This is a genomic window from Embleya sp. NPDC005971, from assembly GCF_040629175.1.
GTDB lineage: Bacteria > Actinomycetota > Actinomycetes > Streptomycetales > Streptomycetaceae > Embleya.
The window spans coordinates 431,582-451,892 of the sequence record NZ_JBEXUX010000001.1 but is presented as its reverse complement, the minus strand read 5'-3'; the positions used below and the strand labels follow the sequence as shown (position 1 = coordinate 451,892).

Here is a 20,311-nt window from a genome sequence, read left to right as displayed (position 1 = left end):
CGTTCAATCGATAGGAGGGGGTGGGGCCGGGATCGGGGGCAGTGCGAGCAGGCGCACCACCAGGCGGAAGAAGGTCTCCACGTCGCGGATCAGGTCGTCCGCCTCGCGGCCGGTGACCGCGCCGGGCAGTCCGGCCTCGGCCGCGGCACGCTTGCGGGCGCCGGCGGCGAAGAAGGCCGCCCACTCGGTCAGCTCGGGCGCCACCTTCGGCAGCAGCTCCCAGGCACTGCGCGGGGCCCGCCGACGGCGGCCCGCCCGCTCGTCGTCGGCCTGCGCCCGGGCGGCGAGCACGGCCGCCGCCACCCGCAGCGCGGCCAGATGGGCGGTGGCGTACCGCTCCGCGGCGTCGCGGTCGACGGCGGCCTCGGTGAGCCCGCGCCGGGCCTGGGTCAGCAGGTCCAGCGCGCCGCGCGGGGCGGACGACCAGCGCACGGGCGCCCGTCGGATCGGCGGCGGCTCGGGTATGTGGGCGGACTGGTTCCAACTCGCGCTCGGGCTCGCACTCGCGCTCACCCGGTCACCTCCTCAATCGGCGGTCCGCGCCAGCGTCCAGGTCCCGGCGCCGGCGTCCAGGCTGAGGTCGTACACACCCAACGGCGCGCTGCGGCCGGCCCCGGCCTCCACGCGCCACACCTCGCGCTCCCCCGTCGCCACGACGGCGGTCCGCGAGCGCGCGTGTTGCCACCACTCGCCGGTCTCCACCCAGTGGCCGAGCACCTCCCGGACCACGTAGAGCCGGTCGTGCCACAGGAACCGCGCGGGGTCCCCACCGCTGCGCAGCACCTCCACCGGGTCGGTGTGCAGACGCGTCATCCAGCTCCTCCTCCGCCGAGGCCGGGAGCCGCGATGCGCTTCCCCACGCACCGCCGCCCCAGGCTGCCCATCCGCTTGCCCCGTGCCGTTCGAGTCGAACTCTTCATCGAACAAAAGTTCGATCTCGTTTGCCAGTAAAGCTCGCTCCTCCACCCACGTCAACGTCATTGCCGCAGCTCCGGGCGAACCGTCGTGTTCGAGTGATGTTCGAGCATGTTCGAGTGCACCGAATCACCCGTCGAGAGCGGGTTGCTCCCTTGCGTTCCACCGTGACAGGCGACACCGACACCGCACCGACACCCGTACCGAGCGCCCGTCCGACGTGCCACCCTTGACCGGGTGCGCCCACGTCTGCCCTCACCACTGCACGAGCTGCGCGATCCCCGATTGACCGCCCTGGGCCTACGCCTCGCGCTCAAACGGGACGACCTGATCCACCCCGAGGTGCCGGGCAACAAGTGGCGCAAGCTGAAGTACAACCTCACGGCGGCCCGCGAGCGGGGGCAGCGGACGTTGTTGACCTTCGGCGGCGCGTACTCCAACCATCTGCGGGCCACCGCCGCGGCCGGCCACGCGCTCGGGCTGGCCACGGTCGGCGTGGTGCGCGGCGAGGAACTCGCCGGCCGCCCGCTCAACCCCTCGCTCGCCTTCGCCGTCGAACACGGCATGCGGCTGGTGTTCGTGGACCGGGCGACCTACCGGGCCAAGCACACACCGCAGGTGCTCGATCGGCTGCTCGCCGTGCACGGGCCCGCGTACCTGCTCCCGGAGGGCGGCAGCAACGAGGCCGCCGTGCGCGGTTGCGCGGAACTGCCCGCCGAGCTCGGCGACGACTTCGACGTGGTCTGCGTCGCGGTGGGCACCGGCGGCACCCTCGCCGGCATCGCGGCGGGCCTGCCGCCGGGGCGGCGGGCGATCGGCTTCGCGGTGCTCAAGGGCGGCTTCCTCGCCGCCGAGGTGGCCGAGCTCCAGCGGCGCACCCGCGGCGCACCGACCGACAACTGGCACGTGGAGCACGACTTCCACCACGGCGGCTACGCCCGCCGCGGCCCGGAGCTGGACACGTTCCTCGCCGACTTCGCGGCCCGGCACGACTTCGCGCCCGAACCGATCTACGTCGGGAAGATGTTGTTCGGCCTGTTCGCCCTCGCCGAGCGCGGCGCGTTCACCCCGGGCACTCGGCTGATCGCGGTGATCACCGGCTGATCCGGGACCTCGGCGGCCCCGGCACGAAGGCACCGGCTCCGCCTCCCCAGGCGAAGCCGGCCCCCGGACGACCCGCCGCCCCCCGGCCGGCCGATCGTCCCATCGGGACCGGCGCCCCCACGCCGATCCCGATGTCGTCGCGCCCCGCCGTTCCCCCGAACGGCGCTCCCCCGAGGCTTCCGTGGGCGCTTTCCCCGTGCCGACCACTCTGCCGGTCGGCGCCGGGGCCGGACATCCGTACGGATACTCAGAAGCGGGCCCGGGAATCGCCGTCCGTATCCGGGTTGATCACGATTTCCGACCCCGTCGCACACGCCGAAAAGAAATCTTCCTCGCGCGTACAACCCTCTGCGCGGGTCGCGAGTCTTACCAATCGTGACCCGCTGGGGGGTGGGCCCGTGGACCGTGGGGAGCGGTCGCGGGAAGGTGCGGGGGATCAGGCCCGGGGGGCGGGCCTGATCCCCCGCACCTGCATATACGCTGTGCCACCGTGGCTCGCATCGTGGTGGTCGGCGCAGGTATGGGTGGATTGGCGGTAGCCGCTCGGCTGGCCACGCTTCGGCACGAGGTGACGATCTGCGAACGGTCCTCGACGACCGGCGGGGCGTCCGGGTCGATCGTCCGGGACGGCTTCACCTTCACCACCGGCCCCGGGCTGCTCACGCTGCCGGCCGTCTACCGTGACCTGTTCCTCAAGACCGGCGCCGCGATCGAGGACGTCGTGGACCTGGTCCCGATCGCCACCGCCACCCGGGAGTCCTTCGCCGCCGCGCACGGACCGCGCACCGTCGTCGACATCCCCAACGCGTCCCGATCCGGGACGCACGACGCGTTCGAGTCGGGCTTCGGGCCCGGTGCGGGCGACGACTGGCAGCGGCTGCTGCACCGGGCCGGCGAGATGTGGGGCGTCACCCGCAAGAGCCACTTCGAGGCGCCGCTGCTGGCCGACCCCGCCGGGCCGGCCGAGCGGCTGCGCAGCGCGGGCGGGCGGGCCGACCTGCGCACCACCGCGCCCTGGCGCTCGCTGCGCTCGCTCGGCCGGAGCGGGCTGGGCGACCCCCGGCTGCGCGCCCACCTCGAACGTTTCGCCGCCGAGGCGGGCTGCCACCCCGGCAAGGCGCCCGCGACGCTGGCCACGCTGCCGTACCTGGAGGAGACCTTCGGGGTGTGGTGGGTGCGCGGTGGCCTGCACCGGATGACCGAGGCGCTGCACGCGCGCTGTGTGCAGCGGAAGGTGCAGGTACGCACCGACACCGAGGTGACCACGATCGAGCGCGCGGGCGGCCGGGTGTCCGGCGTGCTGCTCGCCGACGGCGGCCGGCTGGACGCCGACATCGTGATCACCGACCTGCCCGTCGATCCCGGGACCGCCGGGCTGCTGCCGGGCTCGAAGACTCCCGGGGCGGGCCGGGTGCCCGCCTCCTCGGCGGTGCTCGAACTGCATCTCGCGCTGCGCGGTCGCGCTCCCGAGACGCCGCACCGCAGCTACCTGTTCGCGGACGACCCCGAGCGCGAGCCGGACCTGCTGTTCGCCGACCGCGCGACGCCGCCGGCGGATCCCACGCTGTGCGTGCTGGCTCCCGACGACGAGACGCTGGCCCCCGAGGGGCACAGCGCGTGGACGGTACAACTGCGCGTGCCCCGGCAGGGCCCGGTGGACTGGGAGTCGGCCGCCGTCCGGGACGACTACGCGGCGAACGTGCTCGACCTGATGGCCCGGCGCGGCCTGGACGTACGCGACCGGGTGTTGTGGTCGGTGCTGCGCACCCCCGCCGACCTCGCCGGGCACACCGGCGCTCCGGGCGGCGAGGTGCCGGGCGCGGGTGCCGACGGTTGGCGGGCCGCGCCGCGTCGGGTGCCGAACCGGTCGGCCGTACCGGGCCTGTTCTCGGTCGGCGCGAGTGCCCACCCGGGCGGCGGCCTGACCCGGGTCGGCATGTCCGCCGCACTGGTGGCGGAGCTGATCGGGCGCGCCTAGGACGGCCGGCGGGCCGGAGGGGGCTCAGCGGGCCTTGGCTCGGCGGCCCTTCGGGCGGCGGCCGCTGATCGTCCAGCCGTGGTGGTACGCCTTGCGTACGTAGCGCGTGGTCAGGAACTGGCCGACGGCGAAGCAGAACACGCCGATGCCGATCAGCACCGGGTTCTTGATCCCCACGCCCGCGGCCACCCCGACGAAGCCGACGAAGGCGAGCACACGGTAGCGAAACGGCGCGCCGTGTTGCCACAACACCTCGGTCAGCAACCACAACCCGATCGGCACGAACAGGACGTAGAGCACCACCAGGCCGATCTGCACGGTCGCGATCCCTTCGTTACCGGCGCGTTGCCTCACCCTAGAGGGTGAACCGGCCGGCGGGGGGCGAACCGGATCAGCCGGCTTGGCCCGATCCCTGGCCCGGAGTCACGCCCGAGGCCGCGCCCGAGCCCGTGCCCGATCCTTCGTGCAGTCCGAGGTTCTGGTAGATCTCGGTGGTCGCCGTGGACCGGTTCAAGGTGATGAAGTGCAACCCCGGCGCACCCTCGGCGAGCAGCCGCTCGGACATCCGGGTCGCGAACTCCACCCCGACCGCCCGCACCGCCGCCCGGTCGTCGGCGACCGCCGCGACCGCCTCCGCCAGGTCGGTCGGCACCGAGCAGCCGCTCAGCTCGTCCGCCCGCACCAGCGTGGTCGGGCTGGTGACCGGCATCACCTCGGGAATGATCGGGATGTCGCAGCCGGCCGCCGCGACCCGGTCGCGCAGTCGCAGGTAGTCCTCGACCCGGAAGAACATCTGGGTGATCGCGTAGTCGGCACCCGCGCGGCACTTGGCCACGAAGTGCCGGACGTCCTCGTCCCAGCTCGTCGAGCGCGGGTGCATCTCCGGGAACGCGGCGACGCCCACGCAGAAGTCGCCGGACGCGCGCAGCAGTTCGACCAGTTCGATCGCGTAGGTGAAGCCGTCCGGGTGGGCCACCCACTCGCCCTTGACGTCGCCCGGCGGGTCGCCGCGCAGCGCGAGCACGTTGCGCACACCCGCGTCGGCGTACTGGCCGATGATGTTGCGCAGCTCGGCGCGCGAATGGCCGACCGCGGTCAGGTGCCCCACCGGGGTGAGCGTGGTCTCGGTGGCGATCCGCTCGGTGGTGTCCACGGTCAGGCCCCGGCTGGACCCGCCCGCGCCGTAGGTGACCGAGACGAAGGTCGGCGCCAGTGCCTCGACCCGACGGATGGCGTCCCACAGGGTGCGGGTTCCCTGCTCCGTCCTGGGTGGCATGAACTCGAACGAGAAGGACCGGGTGCCGTTCGCGAGCAGATCGCGAATGGCCGGGGTTCGACTGATGCGAGTGGATGCGGCACCGAGAGACATGCACGCAGGTTATCGGGCGGTCGGGCCCGCGAGAACGGCTTCCCACAGGGCGAGACGACCGGACTGCTCCGGATGGCCGGGCCCACCGGGAGTTAGGCTTCCCCCTATTCCCTCATCGTTTCATCGCCCTCGACGGAAGACTCCATGGCTGCCGATTCCTTCCCCGTACACCCCCTGGACCGGGACGGGCTGCGGCAGCGCGTCAATGCCGCGCTCGGCGAGTTCATGGACCGTCAGGCCGAGGTGCTCGCCGCCGTGGGCCGAGGCATGGTCCCGGTCACCGAGGCGCTGACCGACTTCGTGCTCGACGGCGGCAAGCGGCTGCGGCCCGGCTTCTGTTATTGGGGGTGGCGCGGCATCGCGGGTCCGGCGGCCCCGGACGAGGCGATCGTGCGCGCGGCCACCGCGTTGGAGTTGCTCCAGGCCAGCGCGCTGATCCACGACGACCTGATGGACAGCAGCGACACCCGCCGGGGCAAGCCCGCCGTGCACCGGCGGTTCGAGGGCCTGCACGGCGCGAGCGGCTGGGTCGGCTCGGGCGAGTCGTTCGGCTCCGCCGCGGCGATCCTGCTCGGCGACCTGTGTCTGTCCTGGTGTGACGAGATGTTCGGCGCGAGCGGGGTGGACGACCGGGCGCTGCGGGCGGCCAAGCCGTTGTTCGACGTGATGCGCACCGAGGTGATGGCGGGGCAGTACCTCGACGTGCTGGAGCAGGCGATGGGCGGTGGCTCGGTCGAGCGCTCACGGCGCGTGATGCGGTTCAAGTCCGCCAAGTACACGATCGAGCGGCCCCTGCACGTGGGTGCCGCGCTGGCCGGTGCCGACGAGGCCGCCCTGGCCGCCTACTCCGCGTACGGGCTGCCGCTCGGTGAGGCGTTCCAACTGCGGGACGACGTGCTCGGCGTCTTCGGCGATCCCGACCGGACCGGCAAGCCCGCCGGGGACGACCTGCGGGAGGGCAAGCGCACCGTGCTGCTCGCGCTCGCCGGCGAGCGCGCCTCCCGCGCCCAGGCCGAGGTGCTGGACACGCTGATCGGGGATCCGGGACTGAGCGACATCGGCGTCAAGGAACTGCGCGTGGTGATCGAGGACACCGGTGCCCTCGCCGACGTGGAGACGATGATCACCGAGCTGACCGAGCGGGCCCTCGCCGCGCTGGCCGTCGCGCCGATCGCCGAGGACGCGCGCGAAGTCCTGCGCGAGTTGGCCGACGCCGCCACCGTGCGCAGCGTCTAGGCCGGTTCCTTCGGGCGGGCGGGCGACGGCGAACGGGGTGCCGGGCGGCGCCGACCGGGGCCGCGCGGACTCGGCCGCCGCACCCCGGTCGGGGTGTGGGTCGTGCGTCGGGTCGGCGTGCAGCGCCTGCGGCGGGTTGCGGCCGACCAGGTAGATCCCGCCGATCATCGCGGCCAACACCAGCAGCGGGAACAGCAGCGCGCCCCCGCCGTCCGATGCCGGGCCCGCGCGCCCGGGGCGGGCCGGGGGTGGGGCCGCGACGAGCCGGGGGCCGGGGATCAGCGGCTCCGGCGTGGGGTGCGGCGGCGGGTCGTGGTCGTGGGCATCCGCCGCGGACCCCGGACGGAGACGAACGTCGGGTGTGTCCATCTCGGCAGTCTGGCCGCTCGGTCCGCCCGGTTCGGCCGGAATGCGTCATCCGCGGGGCCGACCACCCGATCGGCCCCCACGTCCCGCCCCGGCGGAAATACCCCTGTCGCGACCCGCGTCGTCAGGGCAGCACGGCCACGAAGCTCGCGTAGTGGTCGTCGCTGTAGAAACGTTCGGCGTTCTTCCCGGTGACGATCCGGCGCGCGCCGCGATCGGCCGAGCCGGGCGTGCGGACCGTGTATTCGCGGTAGTGGCCGTCGGGTCGCGCCGGGAGCAGCTTCTCCCGGTTGCCGAAGACGATGCCGTCGCGCGGGTACGGGAACGGGCCGCCGGCCGCGATCAGCCGCAGCGTGTCGCGGGCCTCGGCCGGCAGTCGTGCGGCGGCGACGGTGCGCATCCCGGCGGGCACCCACGCGGGGCGCGCGGGCGTGGCTTCGGTGCGCTCGGGCGTGGCCGCGCGGGCGGTCGGGGCGGCCGGGGCCGGACCGGGCCCGGCGCCGCCGCCCGAGTCGCCGTCGCGGGTGAGCGTGAGAGCCAGGGCGAGCGCCGCGACGAGCGCGAGCAGCGCGAGTACGACGAGGTTGCGCCGCCGACCACCGGACATATCCGGCATCCTGCCGGCTCGGCCTCCGCGCGGCGGCGATCTCGGCGGCGTGGGCGCCCGATGGCACCCGAACCGCCCAGGCGACCGGGCCGGCGCCCCGGCCCCGCCCTCGGACCCGGGCGCGGCCCGGGTGCCGGGTCAGCGGGCGGAGAGTCGCCGGACGAATTCCGCCGTCGCCTCGGCCGGATCCGCGGCCTCGGTGATCGCGCGCACGACCACCACCCGCTCCGCGCCCGCGGCCAGCACCTCGTCGAGGTTGCCCAGGTCGATGCCGCCGATCGCGAACCACGGTCGGGTCGGCCGCAGCGCCGCGGTGTACCGGACCAGGCCCAGGCCCGGCGCGGATCGGCCCGGCTTGGTCGGGGTCGGCCAGACCGGCCCGGTGCAGAAGTAGTCCACCCCGGGCTCGACGATCGCCGCGTCCACCTCGGCCTCGGCGTGCGTGGATCGGCCGATCAGCACGTCGCCGCCGACGATCGCGCGCGCCGCCGGGACCGGCAGGTCGTCCTGGCCCAGGTGCAGCACGTCGGGGCCGATCGTGTGCGCGACATCCGCGCGGTCGTTGACCGCGAGCAGCTTGCCGTGCCGGCGGCAGGCGTCCGCGAACACCTTCAGGTATTCGAGTTCGGGGCGGGCCTCCAGGCCCTTCTGCCGCAACTGCACGATGTCCACGCCCGCGCCGAGCACCGCGTCCAGGAACGCGGGCAGGTCGCCCTGGCGCTCCCGGGCGTCGGTGCACAGGTACAGACGGGCGGCGGCCAACCGTTCCTGACGGCTCGTCATCCGCGCGGCCTCAGATCGCCAGCGCCTGGGCGCGGCGACGCACCTCGGTCATCCGGTTCTCCTGCAACGCCTGCACCGGCGTACCGGGAAGCGTGTCGTCCGGGGTGAACAGCCACTCCAGCGCCTCCTCGTCGGTGAAGCCCGAGTCCGCGAGCAGGGTCAGCGTGCCGACCAGGCCCTTGACGATGGTGGCGCCCTGGAAGAAGTCGGCGGGCACCTGGAGGGCCCGGTGTTCGCCGCGGCGCACGGCCAGGAACTTGCGCTCCTTGAGCTGCTGGCGGACCTTGAGGATGTCCACGCCGAGGATCTCGGCGATGTCGGGGAGTGTCACCCAGGCGGGGACGAGGGCTTCTGTTTTGGCGTCGATCTCGCTCACCCGGCCAAGTTTAGGTTCAGCGCCCGGTCCCGACCGCCGGCGCCCGGCGGTGGGACCGGCGCCGGGCCGTCAGAGCGCGACCGACTTGAGCGGGTTCTCCGGGTCGGCGAACCGCTCCCGGTCCACCGGGGTGCCCAGTTGCACGAGCTTGCGGCCCTGGGCCAGGTCGCGCGGTCGGGCGACGGCGAGCAGCGCCACCAGCCGGTCGCCGGCGAACCAGCCCGCGGTCCACTTGCCGTCCTCGTCCGCGCCCCGGAAGACCAGTTCGTCGCTCGCGCCGTGCCGGCCGACGTACTGGACCATCCGGCCGAACTGGTCGGACCAGAAGTAGGGGACCGGGTCGTACGCCTGGTCGCCGCCGAGCAGGTTGGCCACCAGCACGCGCGGCGCCTGGAGCGCGTTGTCCCAGTGTTCGACGTTCATCCGGGTGCCGTAGCGGGCGGACGGGAAGTCCACGCAGTCGCCGACCGCGTATACCCCGGGCATCGAGGTGGCCAGGTGGTCGTCCACCTCGACGAAGCCGCGCTCGTTGCGGGTCACGCCGGAGTCGGCCAGCCACTCGGTGGCCGGGCGCACCCCGATGCCGACCACGATCGCGTCGGCGCGCAGCCGGCGGCCGTCGGTCAGGTGCACCGCGCCCGCCTCCAGCCGATCCACCCGCGCGCCCACCAGCAGTTCCACGCCGGCCTCGGCGTACCACGGCACGAACCGGGCGCCGACGGCCTCCGGGAAGGGTCCGGCGAGCGGGGTGGGCAGGGCCTCGACCACGGTGGTCGGGCAACCGGCGGCGGCCGCGGCGGTGGCCACCTCGGCGCCGATCCAGCCCGCGCCGACGATCACCACGTGGGCGCCGGGCACCAGTGCGGCGCGCAGCGCGCGGGCGTCGTCGATGGTGCGCAGCACGTGCACGCCGGGGACCTCGGCGGCGCCGGGCAGGTCGATCACACGCGAGCCGGTCGCGATCACCAGTCGGTCGAAGGCGATCTCGCCCGCGTCGGTGTCCACCACGCCCGGGCGCAGTCCGGTCGCGGTGCGGCCGAACAACACCTCGGTCTCCAGCGCGGCCCAGTCCGCCTCGAAGGACGTGTCGTCGGTCTTGCCGCCGAGCACCTCCTTCGACAGCGGCGGCCGGTCGTACGGCGCGTGCGCCTCGGCCCCGAGCAGGGTGACGCGACCGGTGTACCCCTGGTCCCGCAGCGCCACCACGGTTTGCAGGCCGGCCATGCCGGCGCCCACGACGAGCACGTTGTCCATGAAGGGCACCCTATGACGCGGCCCGAGACCGCCGACGCGCAGGGTCTTGACTCAGTCAAGGACATCGTCGGCGTACTCGGGCGCTCCCGGGCACCGGAAACCGGTGTCGTAGTGTGGAGAGGTCACGGGAGCCCGGTGAGACCGGGCTGAGAGGGGGGCTGCGAGCCCCCGACCGTCCGAACCTGATCCGGGTCATACCGGCGAAGGGAGTTCTTCTCACCATGGCCGGACCCACCATGTCCGAGCACCCCACCGATGTCGTCGTGGTCGGCGCGGGCGTCGTCGGACTGTCCGTCGCCTGGCGCGCCCGCACCCGCCACGGACTCTCGGTCACCGTCGTCGACCCGACCCCGGGCCGAGGTGCCTCGCACGCCGCCGCCGGCATGCTCACCCCCGTCTCCGAACTCCAGTACGGCGAGGAGAGCCTGCTCCGGCTGAGCATCGAATCGGCCCGGCGCTACCCCGAGTTCGCGGCCGAACTGGCCGAGGCCGCGGACCTGCCCTCGGGCTACCGCGCGTGCGGCACGATCGCGGTCGCGCTGGACGCGGACGACCGGGCCGTCCTCAAGGACCTGCACGCCTACCAGCAACGACTGGGCCTGCAATCGTCCTGGCTGACCAGCCGCGAGTGCCGGCGGCTCGAACCGATGTTGTCCCCGGCGATCACCGGTGGCCTGCACGTCGAGGACGACCACCAGATCGACAACCGTCGGCTGGTCGCGGCGCTGCTCGCGGCCTGCGCCCGGGCCGGCGTCGCCTTCGTGCGCGAGGGCGTCGAGCGGGTCCTGGTCGCCGACGAGCGCGCGTACGGCGTGCGTACGGTCGGCGGACGCGACCTGCTCGCGGACCAGGTGTTGCTCGCGGCCGGTTGCCGTTCGGCGCTGATCCCGGGCCTGCCGCCCGAGGTGGTCCCGCCGGTGCGGCCGGTCAAGGGCGAGATCCTGCGGCTGAAGGTACCGCCGGCGCTGCTGCCGCTGCTGTCCCGCAACGTTCGCGGCGTGGTCAAGGGCGGCAGCATGTACCTGGTCCCGCGCGCGGACGGCGAACTGGTGATCGGCGCGACCGAGCACGAACTCGGCCACGACACCGAGGTGACCGCGGGCGGCGTGTACGAACTCCTGCGCGACGCACACGAACTCGTCCCCGGCATCACCGAGCTGCCGCTGGTCGAGACGCTCGCGGGGCTGCGCCCCGGCAGCCCGGACAACGCGCCGATCCTGGGCCGCTCCGCGCTGCCCGGCCTGGTGGTGGCCACCGGGCACTACCGGCACGGCATCCTGCTCACCCCGATCACCGCCGACACCGTGGCGGAGATCCTCGCGCACGGCACCACCCCCGAACTCGTCGCGCCGTTCGGGCCCGACCGCTTCGCGACCGCCGCCCGGAAGGTGATGGCATGAACGACACCGAGGTCCCCGTCGGCGGCACCGACGGCATCGAGGTCCGCGTCAACGGCGACCGGCGCCACGTCGCCACCGGCACCACCGTCGCCGAACTCGTGGCCACGCTGACCACCGCCGCCAAGGGCGTCGCGGTCGCGGTGGACGAGTCGGTGGTGCCGCGCGGGGCGTGGGCCGAGACCGTGCTCGACGCGGGCAGCCGCGTCGAGGTGCTGACCGCCGTCCAGGGAGGGTGACGGCATGGCCGACGACAAGGAAGACAAGCTGACGATCGCCGGGGAGTCCTTCACCTCGCGACTGATCACCGGGACCGGTGGCGCGCCGAGCCTGGAGATCCTGGAGCAGGCGCTGATCGCCTCGGGCACCGAGATCACCACGGTGGCGATGCGCCGGGTGGACCCGGGAACCGCGGGCTCGGTGCTGGACGTGCTGCGCCGGCTGGGCATCCGGGTGTTGCCGAACACCGCCGGGTGTTTCACCTCGGGCGAGGCGGTGCTGACCGCGCGGTTGGCCCGCGAGGCGCTGGAGACCGACTGGGTCAAGCTCGAAGTGGTGGCCGACGAACGCACGTTGTTGCCCGACGGGGTGGAACTCGTGGACGCCGCCGAACGGCTGGTCGACGACGGCTTCCGGGTGCTGGCCTACACCAACGACGACCCGGTGCTCGCCCGCCGGCTCGAACAGGTGGGCTGCGCGGCGGTGATGCCGCTCGGCTCGCCGATCGGCTCGGGCCTGGGCATCCGCAACCCGCACAACATCCGGCTGATCACCGAGCAGGCCGGTGTCCCCGTGGTGCTGGACGCGGGGCTCGGCACCGCCTCGGACGCGGCGCTCGCGATGGAGTTGGGCTGCGACGCGGTGATGCTGGCGACGGCGGTCACCCGGGCGCAGTCGCCGCGGTTGATGGCCGAGGCGATGCGGTACGCGGTGGACGGCGGTCGGCTGGCGTACCGCGCCGGGCGGATTCCGATGCGTCATCATGCGCACGCGTCGTCACCGATGGCCGGCATGCTGGAGGCGAGCCCCGAACACCCCGCCTTCTGAGCCGCACACCGGCCGTCGGCGGGGAACCGAGGGGAAGACCGTCGGCGTCCACAGGACAGTGGACCCTACACTCCTGAACATGGACACGACCTTGAACGATCCGCTCGTCGGGCGGCTGCTCGACGGTCGATACCGGGTCGATGCCCGAGTTGCCGCGGGTGGCATGGCCACGGTGTACCGGGCCCTCGACACCCGACTCGACCGCACCGTCGCCCTCAAGGTGATGCACGCCGGGCTCGCCCAGGACCCCGAGTTCACCCGCCGCTTCATCCTGGAGGCGAAGGCCGCCGCGCGGCTGTCGCATCCCAACGTGGTCAACGTCTTCGACCAGGGCACCGACGGCGCCGTCGCGTACCTGGCGATGGAATACGTCGAGGGCCGCACGCTGCGCGAGTTGCTCCAGGATCTGGGCAACATGACCCCGCGCGAGGCGTTCGGGGTGCTGGAGCCGATGCTGGCCGCGCTCTCCGCCGCGCACCGGGCGGGCTTCGTGCACCGTGACGTCAAGCCGGAGAACGTACTGATCTCCGACGACGGCGGGATCAAGCTCGGCGACTTCGGGCTGGCCCGCGCGACCACCACGACCGCGACCGCCGCGACCGGCAAGGTCCTGGTCGGCACGGTCGCCTACCTCGCCCCCGAACAGGTCGAGCGCGGCGAGTCCACCCCGCGCTCGGACGTCTACGCCGCGGGTGTGGTGCTCTACGAGATGCTCACCGGCCGGCAGCCCCATCACGGCTCGACCGCGGTCGAGGTGATCTACAAGCACGTGCACGCCGACGTGCCGCCGCCCTCGCTCGCGGTGCCGGGTCTGTCGCACGCGTTGGACACGCTGGTGCGCGCGGCCACCGTGCGCGACCCCGAGCACCGGCCGAACGACGCCGAGACGCTGCTCACCCTGGTCCGCCGGACCCGGCACGCGATGCCGGACGCGGACCTGGACTTCGGCGCGGCGCTGCGCCTGCCGCCGCCGCCCGAGCCGATCCACGACAACGCCACCAGCGTGTTCCGCGCGGGCGAGGTGCTGCTGCCGCCGCACCTGGCACCGCTGGGCCTGAGCGTGGACTCGACCCAGGACGAACAGTCGCGCTACGGGGCCTACGACGACTCCTATCCGGCGGAGCACCACGAATACGCGCCGACCGCCGAGGGCGCCCCGCCGCCGCCGGACGCGCCGGGCGGCGGATATCCGCAGCAGCCCGCGCTGCCCGGTCGGCGCCGCCGGCGGGCCCCCTCGCGCGGGATGATCGTGCTCGCCATCGTGCTGCTGGTCGCCGCCGCGATCGGCGGCGGCGCGTGGTGGTACGGCTCGGGCCGGTACTCCGACGTTCCGGGCGTGCTGAACATGACCCAGGCCGACGCGGAGAAGCGACTCAAGGGGGCCGACCTCAAGGTCTCCTACGACGGCGACGGGGAGTTCAGCGAGACGATCGCCAAGGGCTCGGTGATGTCCACCGACCCGGCGCCCGGCAAGAAGGTGCTCAGCGGCTCGACGGTGAAGGTCAAGCTGTCCAAGGGTCCCGAACGGCACGTGGTGCCCACCCTGGTGAACCTCAAGGTGGAGGAGGCCCGGAAGGCGCTCGCCGACGCGGCCCTGAAGCCGGGCACCGAGACCCCGGTGGCGAGCCCCAAGCCGCCCGGCACCGTGGTGGGCAGCCAACCCGCCGTCGGCGAGCAACTCCAGCGGGACAGCGTGGTCGCGCTGATGGTCAGCCGGGGCCCGGACACCGTGGTGCCGGACCTGACCGGGCTGAGCCTGGACGAGGCCAAGGCCAGGTTCCTGCCCACGACCGGGGTGACCGTCGAGGCGGATCCGACCCAGCAGTTCTCGGACACGGTGCCGGTGGGCCGGATCATGTCCTCCACTCCGGGCACCAACGCGAGCGTGCCGTTCGGTACCAAGATCACCGTGGTGCTGTCCAAGGGTCCGGACCTGGTCCAGGTCCCGACGGTGACCGGGATGAACCCGGACGACGCGGGTCGCGCGCTGCAGGCCGTCGGGCTGCGGGTCAACAACCGGATGATCCCGCTGATCCCGGCGAACGTCGGCAAGCAGGACCCGGCGGCGGGCTCGATGGTCAAGCGCAACAGCGAGGTGTTCATCTCGAACTTCTAGTGCGCCCCGCCGAGCCGCCGACGCGGCACGGCACGTGCGAAGGCCCCACTCCGATTCACTCGGGTGGGGCCTTCGTAGGTACGGGGCGCGGTCTCCGGGCGACTCAGGTCAGCGCCGGACCCTCACCGCTCTCCTCCTGGTAGGAGTAGCGCTGCTCCTGCCACGGGTCACCGATGTTGTGGTAGCCCCGCTCCTCCCAGAAACCGCGCTTGTCGGCCACCATGTACTCGATCCCGCGCACCCACTTGGGGCCCTTCCAGGCGTACAGGTGCGGCACGATCAACCGGACCGGGAAGCCGTGCTCGGCGGTCAGCGGCTCGCCGTTGTGGTGGGTGGCCAGGATGGTCTGATCGTTCGCGAAGTCGAACATCCGCAGGTTCGAGCTGAAGCCGTACTCCGCCCACACCATCGCGTGGGTGACCTCCGGGGCGGGCGGGGCGATCTCCAGCAGCTTGGCGATGGTCAGCCCGCTCCACTCGTTGCCGAGCATGCTGAACTTGGTCACGCAATGAAAGTCGGCGATCACGGTGTCGTGCGGCAGCGCCGAGAACTCGTCGTAGTTCCAGCAGTGCTTGTCCCCCGAGGCGGTCGCACCGAAGACGCGAAAGTCCCATATCTCGGGCTTGAACCGCGGAACCGGTCCGTAGTGCAGAACGGGCCATCCGCGCTGGATGCGTTGGCCCGGCGGAAGTCGCGGATCGCGGTCCGGAGCCTCGGTCCCACCTTGTGCCGCTTCCGTATGCCCCATACCTCACATGGTCCCAGACGCCCCGACCGGCCAACGACCGCCCCTACCACACCCTTGGTCACCGACGGTCACCATTCGTGATCCCGAGGTCGGCACTTCGCCCCCGGCACCCTCCGACCGGGAACGCATCGCGTCCTGACCCAGGCGTGCGCCCGACCGGGCACCGCGCCGGATCGCTTCCACCTGGTGGCGAGCGATCCCGCGGGCACTCCCGAGGAGTACCTGGACGCCGACGGGGTCGGCGTCCGGGCGCCGGCGCACAACCTCTGGGGTGCGCCTGCGGACTCCGCCGCCGCGAGCGACGACTTCCCGATCCGGTTCGCCGGACAACATCACGACGCGGAGACCGGTCACCACTACAACTTCCAGCGCTACTACGACCCGGAGAGCGCGCGATATCTGTCCGCGGATCCGCTGGGCCTGGCCCCGGCACCGAATCCGTACGCCTACGTGGCCAACCCGATGTCCGGGATCGACCCCCTCGGCCTGGTGGAATGCCCGGCCGTCGGCTTCACCGAGGACACCGTGGGTACGGCGTTCGACGGCATGCGCGGCGGCGGCGGTCACGCCATTCGGCATCTGTTCGACGAGAGGGACGGCCCCAGCGTGTTGCCGAACAAGGGCAGCCCGGACGCGAAGATGAAGGCGTTCCAGGAGGCCGCCACGCCGATCCTGACCCATCCGACGAAGACGTTCGACTGGCGGATGGGCGATGCCATGACGAAGGCGTTCGCCGGCAAGGTGAACGGGCGCGACGTCGTAATATTCGTCGCCAAGGACGGGCCGTACGCGGGGAAGGTCATCTCCGCCGTCGCTCCGGATGCCGCCAAGGCCGCACTGTGGGGGCTGTCGTGAACGAATTGGAACAGGCGCTGCGCTGGGACGGCGTGGACGCGATGGTCAGCCTCTTCGCGGTCCGCCCGCGAACGGCGCCCGCGGTCGCCGACCCGCTCGTGCCGGACCCGGCTCCGGTCGCCGTCGGCGTGCATGTGCTGCACGACGCGGACGCGGTGTTGCCCGGCCTGGTCGTCGTCGAGTGCGATCTCACCTACGAGCGGCTGCCCGCAGACCTGGCCGCGCTGCTCACCGGGATCCTGGAGCAGGCGTGCGCCGACGGCGCGGTGCTCGCCTGGCTGGGGTTCGAGGGGTCGTTCCACTTCGAGCACCTGCTCACCGCCGACATCGCGGATCAGATCTACGGCGTCTGCTCGAACGACCTGGGCCCCCGCCTGGCGCCGACCCGGGCGGTTCGGCGGGACGAGCACTGGCGAACCACGATCTCGACCTACCGGGAAATCCTCCGGGAAAGTGGGCGAGCGCGCTGAGCACGGCGGCCCCGCCGAGTGGGACATGTTCGACATCGGAAGGCAAGGCTGCCCTTCGTGGCGGAAGTGCTACCAAAAGTGACAGGATTCGAAGGAAACTCCTGCCTCTTGCGCGCTCGGGGTTCCCCCGTGTCCCACCCACACCGAAAGGTGCGTCGCGATGCACAGTGACCCGCAGATCATCGAGCTTCTGAACGAACAGCTCACCGCGGAGCTCACCGCGATCAATCAGTACTTCCTGCACGCGAAGATGCAGGAGCACCGGGGCTACATCAAGCTCGCGGCCTGGACGCGCCACGAGTCGATCGACGAGATGAAGCACGCCGAGAAGCTCACCGACCGCATCCTGATGCTGGAGGGGCTGCCGAACTACCAGCGGCTGAACGCGCTGCGGATCGGCCAGAACCTGGAGGAGATGTTCCGCGCCGACCTGGCGGTCGAGATGGAGGCCGTCGAGCGGCTGCGGCGCGGCATCCCGTTGATGCGCGAGAAGGGCGACGCGACCTCGGCCAACATCTTCGAGGACATCCTCGCCGACGAGGAAGAGCACGTCGACTACCTGGAGACGCAGCTCGGCCTGCTCTCCGAGGTGGGCGAGCAGCTCTACATCGCGGGCCTGCTCAAGCAGCCGAACGAGAGCTGACCGCGCGCCGGGACACCCTTCGCGGGACGCGTCGCGGACACCGCGACCCCCATCCGGACAACCGGCCGGATTGTGTCACCGATCACCCGGTATTCCCCCCGGCGAGCCCTGAGGTTACCCTTACCTAAGTAGCCTCGCCGCTGGGGGGAATCTCCGTGTACGTCTGCATGTGTTTCGGTGTCACCGACAAACAGGTGAACGACCGGATTGCCGATGGCGCGCGCAGCATGCGTGAGATAGCCCAGTCCTGCGGCGGTGCCGGCACCGACTGCGGGCGTTGCGTCAAGAGCATCACCGCGATGTTGCCCCGGGACGAGTCGCGTCGCCGCCGTCGCGAGTTGTGCGGCGAGGCCGAGACCTGCGCGACGACCGCGTGCTCCGGCGCCCCCGCCGTCGAGCCGGTCGCCCTGCCGATGCCCACGGTCGCCGTCGCGGCTGCGGCCGTGCCGGACAACGTGATCCCGCTGCGCCGACACACCGCCGCCTGAGCCCGCCGCCGGCCGGCTTTCAGCCCTTCGCCGCCTGCGCGATCGCCGTCGCGGCCCGCGCGCACCCGGCCGCGTCCACATCCATGTGGGTGACCAGCCGGATCAGCCGAGGCCCGAACGCCGACACGAGCACCCCCTCCGCCCGGCAGCGCTCCGCCACCGCGGCCGCGTCCGGCTGCCCCTCGCCCAGTTCGACCAGCACGATGTTGGTCTCCGGGTCGACCACCACGAAGCCCGCGTCGCGCAGCCGATCGGCCAGCTCCCGCGCGTGCTCGTGGTCCTCGGCCAGTCGCTCGACGTGGTGCCGCAGCGCGTACAACCCGCCCGCCGCCAGGATGCCCGCCTGCCGCATCCCGCCGCCCATCCGGTGCCGCATCCGCCGCGCCTCGGCCTCGTACTCGGCGGGCAGCAGTACCACCGAGCCGGCCGGGGCGCCCAGACCCTTGGACAGACACACGCTGAGCGTGTCGAACAGCGCCCCGTACGCCCGCAGCGGCGTGCCGGTCGCCACGTGCGCGTTCCAGATCCGCGCGCCGTCACAGTGCAGCGGCAGGTCGTGGCCGTGCACCAGGTCGCGGATCGCGGTCAGTTGCTCCAGCGGGTAGACCGAACCGCCGCCCCGGTTGTGCGTCTGCTCGACCGCGACCAGGTCGGTACCCACGGTGTACGGGTTCCCGACCCGGATCAGCCGGGCCAGGTCGGCGACCTCCAGCAGGCCGCGCGGGCTCAGCGTGGTCCGGGTCTGCACGCCGCCGTGCCAGGCCGCCGCCGCGTCCTCGTGCGCGACGATGTGCGCGTCGGCGTCCAGGACCAGTTCACCGCCCGCCGGCACGGACAGCCGCACGGCGAGCTGATTGGCCATCACCCCGGTCGGCGCGAACAGCGCGAAGGAGTGCCCGAACAGGTCGGCCACGTATTCCTCCAGCGCCCGGACGGTGGGGTCCTCGGCGTATACGTCGTCGCCGACCTCGGCGTTCGACATCGCCGCACGCATCGCGGGGCCGGGCTTGGTGACGGTGTCGCTGCGCAGGTCGGTGAAGGTCATACCGGCAGCATTCCAGACGCGCCGAAGGGCGGACCCCGGGGAGGGTCCGCCCTTCGGCGATCACGTCGGCGCCGGATCAGCTCTTCCGGTACATCTCCGCGACCAGGAACGCGAGGTCGAGCGATTGGCTGCGGTTCAGCCGCGGGTCGCACGCCGTCTCGTAGCGCTGGTGCAGGTCGTCGACGAAGATCTCGTCGCCGCCGCCCACGCACTCGGTGACATCGTCGCCGGTGAGCTCGACGTGGATGCCGCCCGGGTGGGTGCCGAGCGCGCGGTGCACCTCGAAGAAGCCCTTGACCTCGTCCAAGACGTCGTCGAAGCGGCGGGTCTTGTGCCCGCTGGACGCCTCGAACGTGTTGCCGTGCATCGGGTCGGACACCCACACCGGCTGCGCGCCGGCCGCGGCCACCTTCTCCACCAGGGCCGGGAGGTTGTCCCGGACCTTGCCCGCGCCCATGCGCACGATGAAGGTCAGCCGGCCCGGCTCACGCTTGGGGTCCAGCTTGTCGATCAGCGCGAGCGCGTCCTCGGGCGAGGTGGTCGGGCCGAGCTTGACGCCGATCGGGTTGCGGATCCGGGACGCGAACTCCACGTGCGCGCCGTCCAGCTGCCGAGTGCGCTCGCCGATCCAGACCATGTGGCCGGACACGTCGTACAGGTCGCCGGTGCGCGAGTCCACCCGGGTCAGCGCGTCCTCGTAGTCCAGGATCAGCGCCTCGTGGCTGGCGTAGAACTCCACGGTGCGGAATTCCTCGGGGTCGGTCCCGCACGCGTGCATGAAGCGCATCGCGCCGTCGATCTCGGCCGCGAGCCGCTCGTAGCGCTCACCCGAGGGCGACAGCGCGACGAAGTCCTGATTCCAGGCATGCACCTGGCGCAGGTCCGCGTAGCCGCCCGTGGTGAACGCGCGCACCAGGTTCAGCGTCGCGGAGGACGAGTGGTACATGCGCTTGAGCCGCTCGGGGTCCGGGGTGCGCGCGGCCTCGGTGAAGGCCAGCTCGTTGACCGCGTCGCCCCGGTAGGACGGCAGGGTCACTCCGTCGCGGGTCTCCATGCCGCTGGAGCGCGGCTTGGAGTACTGCCCGGCCATCCGACCGACCTTGACCACCGGCACCGAGGCCGCGTAGGTCAGCACGACGGCCATCTGCAGCAGCGTCTTGAGCTTGTTCTTGATCGCGTCGGCGGTGTTGCCGACGAAGGTCTCCGCGCAGTCGCCGCCCTGGAGCAGGAACGCTTCGCCCTTCGCCACCGACGCGAGCCGACCACGAAGCTGGTCGCACTCGCCGGCAAAGACGAGCGGCGGATAGGAACGCAGGTCCGCGAGGGCGGAGCCCAGGGCCTCGTTGTCCGGCCACTCGGGCTGTTGGGCCGCCGGGAGGGTACGCCAGGATTCGATGTCGTTCAGGGTCACCGCTCAAGACTAAGCGGAGTGGCAACCCGATTGGACCCACCGCCCGGAGAGCGAGACGCCGACTCGGCCCGCCCGCTAGGCTGCGGCCGTGATTGCGATCGAG

General features: G+C 72.5%; 22 protein-coding genes and 1 riboswitch. Of the genes, 11 read left to right on the top strand and 11 right to left on the bottom strand.

What is annotated here, in order from left to right; all coding sequences use genetic code 11:
- Positions 1–3: 3 nt before the first annotated feature.
- Positions 4–465, bottom strand: coding sequence for an SAV_6107 family HEPN domain-containing protein (locus ABZ374_RS01945; protein ID WP_360305463.1), 462 nt, complete (start codon positions 463–465; stop codon positions 4–6).
- A 60-nt stretch (positions 466–525) separates the two neighbouring features.
- Positions 526–813 carry a DUF6504 family protein gene (locus ABZ374_RS01940; protein ID WP_355534641.1) on the bottom strand — a complete coding sequence of 96 codons (288 nt, stop codon included), beginning with the start codon at positions 811–813 and terminating at the stop codon, positions 526–528.
- Positions 814–1,152: 339 nt separating this feature from the next.
- Here ABZ374_RS01940 and ABZ374_RS01935 point away from each other — a divergent pair, with 339 nt between their 5' ends.
- Together ABZ374_RS01935 and ABZ374_RS01930 are read left to right on the top strand one after the other, a co-directional pair.
- Positions 1,153–2,019: a pyridoxal-phosphate dependent enzyme gene (locus ABZ374_RS01935; RefSeq protein WP_360305034.1), complete on the top strand. Its 867-nt coding sequence runs from the start codon at positions 1,153–1,155 to the stop codon at positions 2,017–2,019.
- 490 nt (positions 2,020–2,509) lie between these two features.
- On the top strand, positions 2,510–3,997 hold the full coding sequence (locus tag ABZ374_RS01930) for an FAD-dependent oxidoreductase (RefSeq protein WP_360305032.1): 1,488 nt from the start codon (positions 2,510–2,512) through the stop codon (positions 3,995–3,997).
- Positions 3,998–4,021: 24 nt separating this feature from the next.
- On the opposite strand, the gene ABZ374_RS01925 is transcribed toward ABZ374_RS01930, so the two are convergent.
- Positions 4,022–4,315 (bottom strand): hypothetical protein, encoded by a 294-nt coding sequence (locus ABZ374_RS01925; RefSeq protein ID WP_360305030.1) that lies wholly within the window; start codon positions 4,313–4,315, stop codon positions 4,022–4,024.
- A 73-nt stretch (positions 4,316–4,388) separates the two neighbouring features.
- Positions 4,389–5,366 carry a methylenetetrahydrofolate reductase [NAD(P)H] gene (metF, locus tag ABZ374_RS01920; protein ID WP_360305028.1) on the bottom strand — a complete coding sequence of 326 codons (978 nt, stop codon included), beginning with the start codon at positions 5,364–5,366 and terminating at the stop codon, positions 4,389–4,391.
- A 144-nt stretch (positions 5,367–5,510) separates the two neighbouring features.
- On the opposite strand from metF, the gene ABZ374_RS01915 reads away from it, so the two are divergent.
- On the top strand, positions 5,511–6,602 hold the full coding sequence (locus ABZ374_RS01915) for a polyprenyl synthetase family protein (RefSeq protein ID WP_360305026.1): 1,092 nt from the start codon (positions 5,511–5,513) through the stop codon (positions 6,600–6,602).
- Positions 6,603–7,092: 490 nt separating this feature from the next.
- Here the strand turns inward: ABZ374_RS01915 and ABZ374_RS01910 are convergent, their stop codons facing one another.
- From ABZ374_RS01910 to ABZ374_RS01895, 4 genes are all read right to left on the bottom strand, one after another.
- A complete protein-coding gene (locus tag ABZ374_RS01910) occupies positions 7,093–7,575 on the bottom strand; it encodes a ribonuclease domain-containing protein (protein ID WP_360305024.1) in 483 nt (160 codons plus the stop codon).
- A 138-nt stretch (positions 7,576–7,713) separates the two neighbouring features.
- A complete protein-coding gene (gene thiE, locus ABZ374_RS01905) occupies positions 7,714–8,358 on the bottom strand; it encodes a thiamine phosphate synthase (protein ID WP_360305022.1) in 645 nt (214 codons plus the stop codon).
- A gap of 10 nt (positions 8,359–8,368) precedes the next feature.
- Entirely contained in the window at positions 8,369–8,734 is a 366-nt protein-coding gene (locus ABZ374_RS01900; protein ID WP_360305020.1) for an Rv2175c family DNA-binding protein, read from the bottom strand.
- Positions 8,735–8,803: 69 nt separating this feature from the next.
- Positions 8,804–9,988 (bottom strand): FAD-dependent oxidoreductase, encoded by a 1,185-nt coding sequence (locus tag ABZ374_RS01895; RefSeq protein WP_360305018.1) that lies wholly within the window; start codon positions 9,986–9,988, stop codon positions 8,804–8,806.
- Between the two features lie 114 nt (positions 9,989–10,102).
- Positions 10,103–10,214, top strand: a riboswitch (TPP riboswitch).
- A 10-nt stretch (positions 10,215–10,224) separates the two neighbouring features.
- Between ABZ374_RS01895 and thiO the strand changes: the two genes are divergently transcribed.
- From thiO to pknB, 4 genes are all read left to right on the top strand, one after another.
- Complete coding sequence (gene thiO / locus ABZ374_RS01890) at positions 10,225–11,388, top strand: glycine oxidase ThiO (RefSeq protein ID WP_360305461.1); 1,164 nt, start codon at positions 10,225–10,227, stop codon at positions 11,386–11,388.
- Positions 11,385–11,624, top strand: coding sequence for a sulfur carrier protein ThiS (thiS, locus tag ABZ374_RS01885; protein ID WP_360305016.1), 240 nt, complete (start codon positions 11,385–11,387; stop codon positions 11,622–11,624). The genes thiO and thiS overlap by 4 nt, the downstream gene beginning before the upstream one ends.
- A 4-nt stretch (positions 11,625–11,628) precedes the next feature.
- Positions 11,629–12,432, top strand: coding sequence for a thiazole synthase (locus ABZ374_RS01880; RefSeq protein ID WP_360305014.1), 804 nt, complete (start codon positions 11,629–11,631; stop codon positions 12,430–12,432).
- A 79-nt stretch (positions 12,433–12,511) separates the two neighbouring features.
- Positions 12,512–14,548 carry a Stk1 family PASTA domain-containing Ser/Thr kinase gene (gene pknB, locus ABZ374_RS01875; RefSeq protein ID WP_360305012.1) on the top strand — a complete coding sequence of 679 codons (2,037 nt, stop codon included), beginning with the start codon at positions 12,512–12,514 and terminating at the stop codon, positions 14,546–14,548.
- A 103-nt stretch (positions 14,549–14,651) separates the two neighbouring features.
- On the opposite strand, the gene ABZ374_RS01870 is transcribed toward pknB, so the two are convergent.
- Positions 14,652–15,296 (bottom strand): sulfite oxidase-like oxidoreductase, encoded by a 645-nt coding sequence (locus ABZ374_RS01870; RefSeq protein WP_360305010.1) that lies wholly within the window; start codon positions 15,294–15,296, stop codon positions 14,652–14,654.
- A 186-nt stretch (positions 15,297–15,482) separates the two neighbouring features.
- Between ABZ374_RS01870 and ABZ374_RS01865 the strand changes: the two genes are divergently transcribed.
- The 4 genes from ABZ374_RS01865 to ABZ374_RS01850 all read left to right on the top strand — a co-directional run bounded on the left by ABZ374_RS01865 (position 15,483) and on the right by ABZ374_RS01850 (position 17,752).
- Complete coding sequence (locus ABZ374_RS01865) at positions 15,483–16,151, top strand: RHS repeat-associated core domain-containing protein (protein ID WP_360305008.1); 669 nt, start codon at positions 15,483–15,485, stop codon at positions 16,149–16,151.
- Positions 16,148–16,621, top strand: a complete 474-nt coding sequence (locus ABZ374_RS01860) for a hypothetical protein (RefSeq protein WP_360305006.1) — start codon at positions 16,148–16,150, stop codon at positions 16,619–16,621. Before ABZ374_RS01865 ends, ABZ374_RS01860 begins: the two co-directional genes overlap by 4 nt.
- Positions 16,622–16,781: 160 nt before the next feature.
- On the top strand, positions 16,782–17,264 hold the full coding sequence (bfr, locus tag ABZ374_RS01855; protein WP_360305004.1) for a bacterioferritin: 483 nt from the start codon (positions 16,782–16,784) through the stop codon (positions 17,262–17,264).
- A gap of 167 nt (positions 17,265–17,431) precedes the next feature.
- On the top strand, positions 17,432–17,752 hold the full coding sequence (locus ABZ374_RS01850) for a (2Fe-2S)-binding protein (protein WP_360305459.1): 321 nt from the start codon (positions 17,432–17,434) through the stop codon (positions 17,750–17,752).
- A gap of 19 nt (positions 17,753–17,771) precedes the next feature.
- On the opposite strand, the gene ABZ374_RS01845 is transcribed toward ABZ374_RS01850, so the two are convergent.
- Together ABZ374_RS01845 and ABZ374_RS01840 are read right to left on the bottom strand one after the other, a co-directional pair.
- Positions 17,772–18,797, bottom strand: a complete 1,026-nt coding sequence (locus ABZ374_RS01845) for a GntG family PLP-dependent aldolase (RefSeq protein WP_360305002.1) — start codon at positions 18,795–18,797, stop codon at positions 17,772–17,774.
- A gap of 76 nt (positions 18,798–18,873) precedes the next feature.
- Positions 18,874–20,208 carry a class II 3-deoxy-7-phosphoheptulonate synthase gene (locus ABZ374_RS01840; RefSeq protein WP_360305000.1) on the bottom strand — a complete coding sequence of 445 codons (1,335 nt, stop codon included), beginning with the start codon at positions 20,206–20,208 and terminating at the stop codon, positions 18,874–18,876.
- Positions 20,209–20,311: the final 103 nt, after the last annotated feature.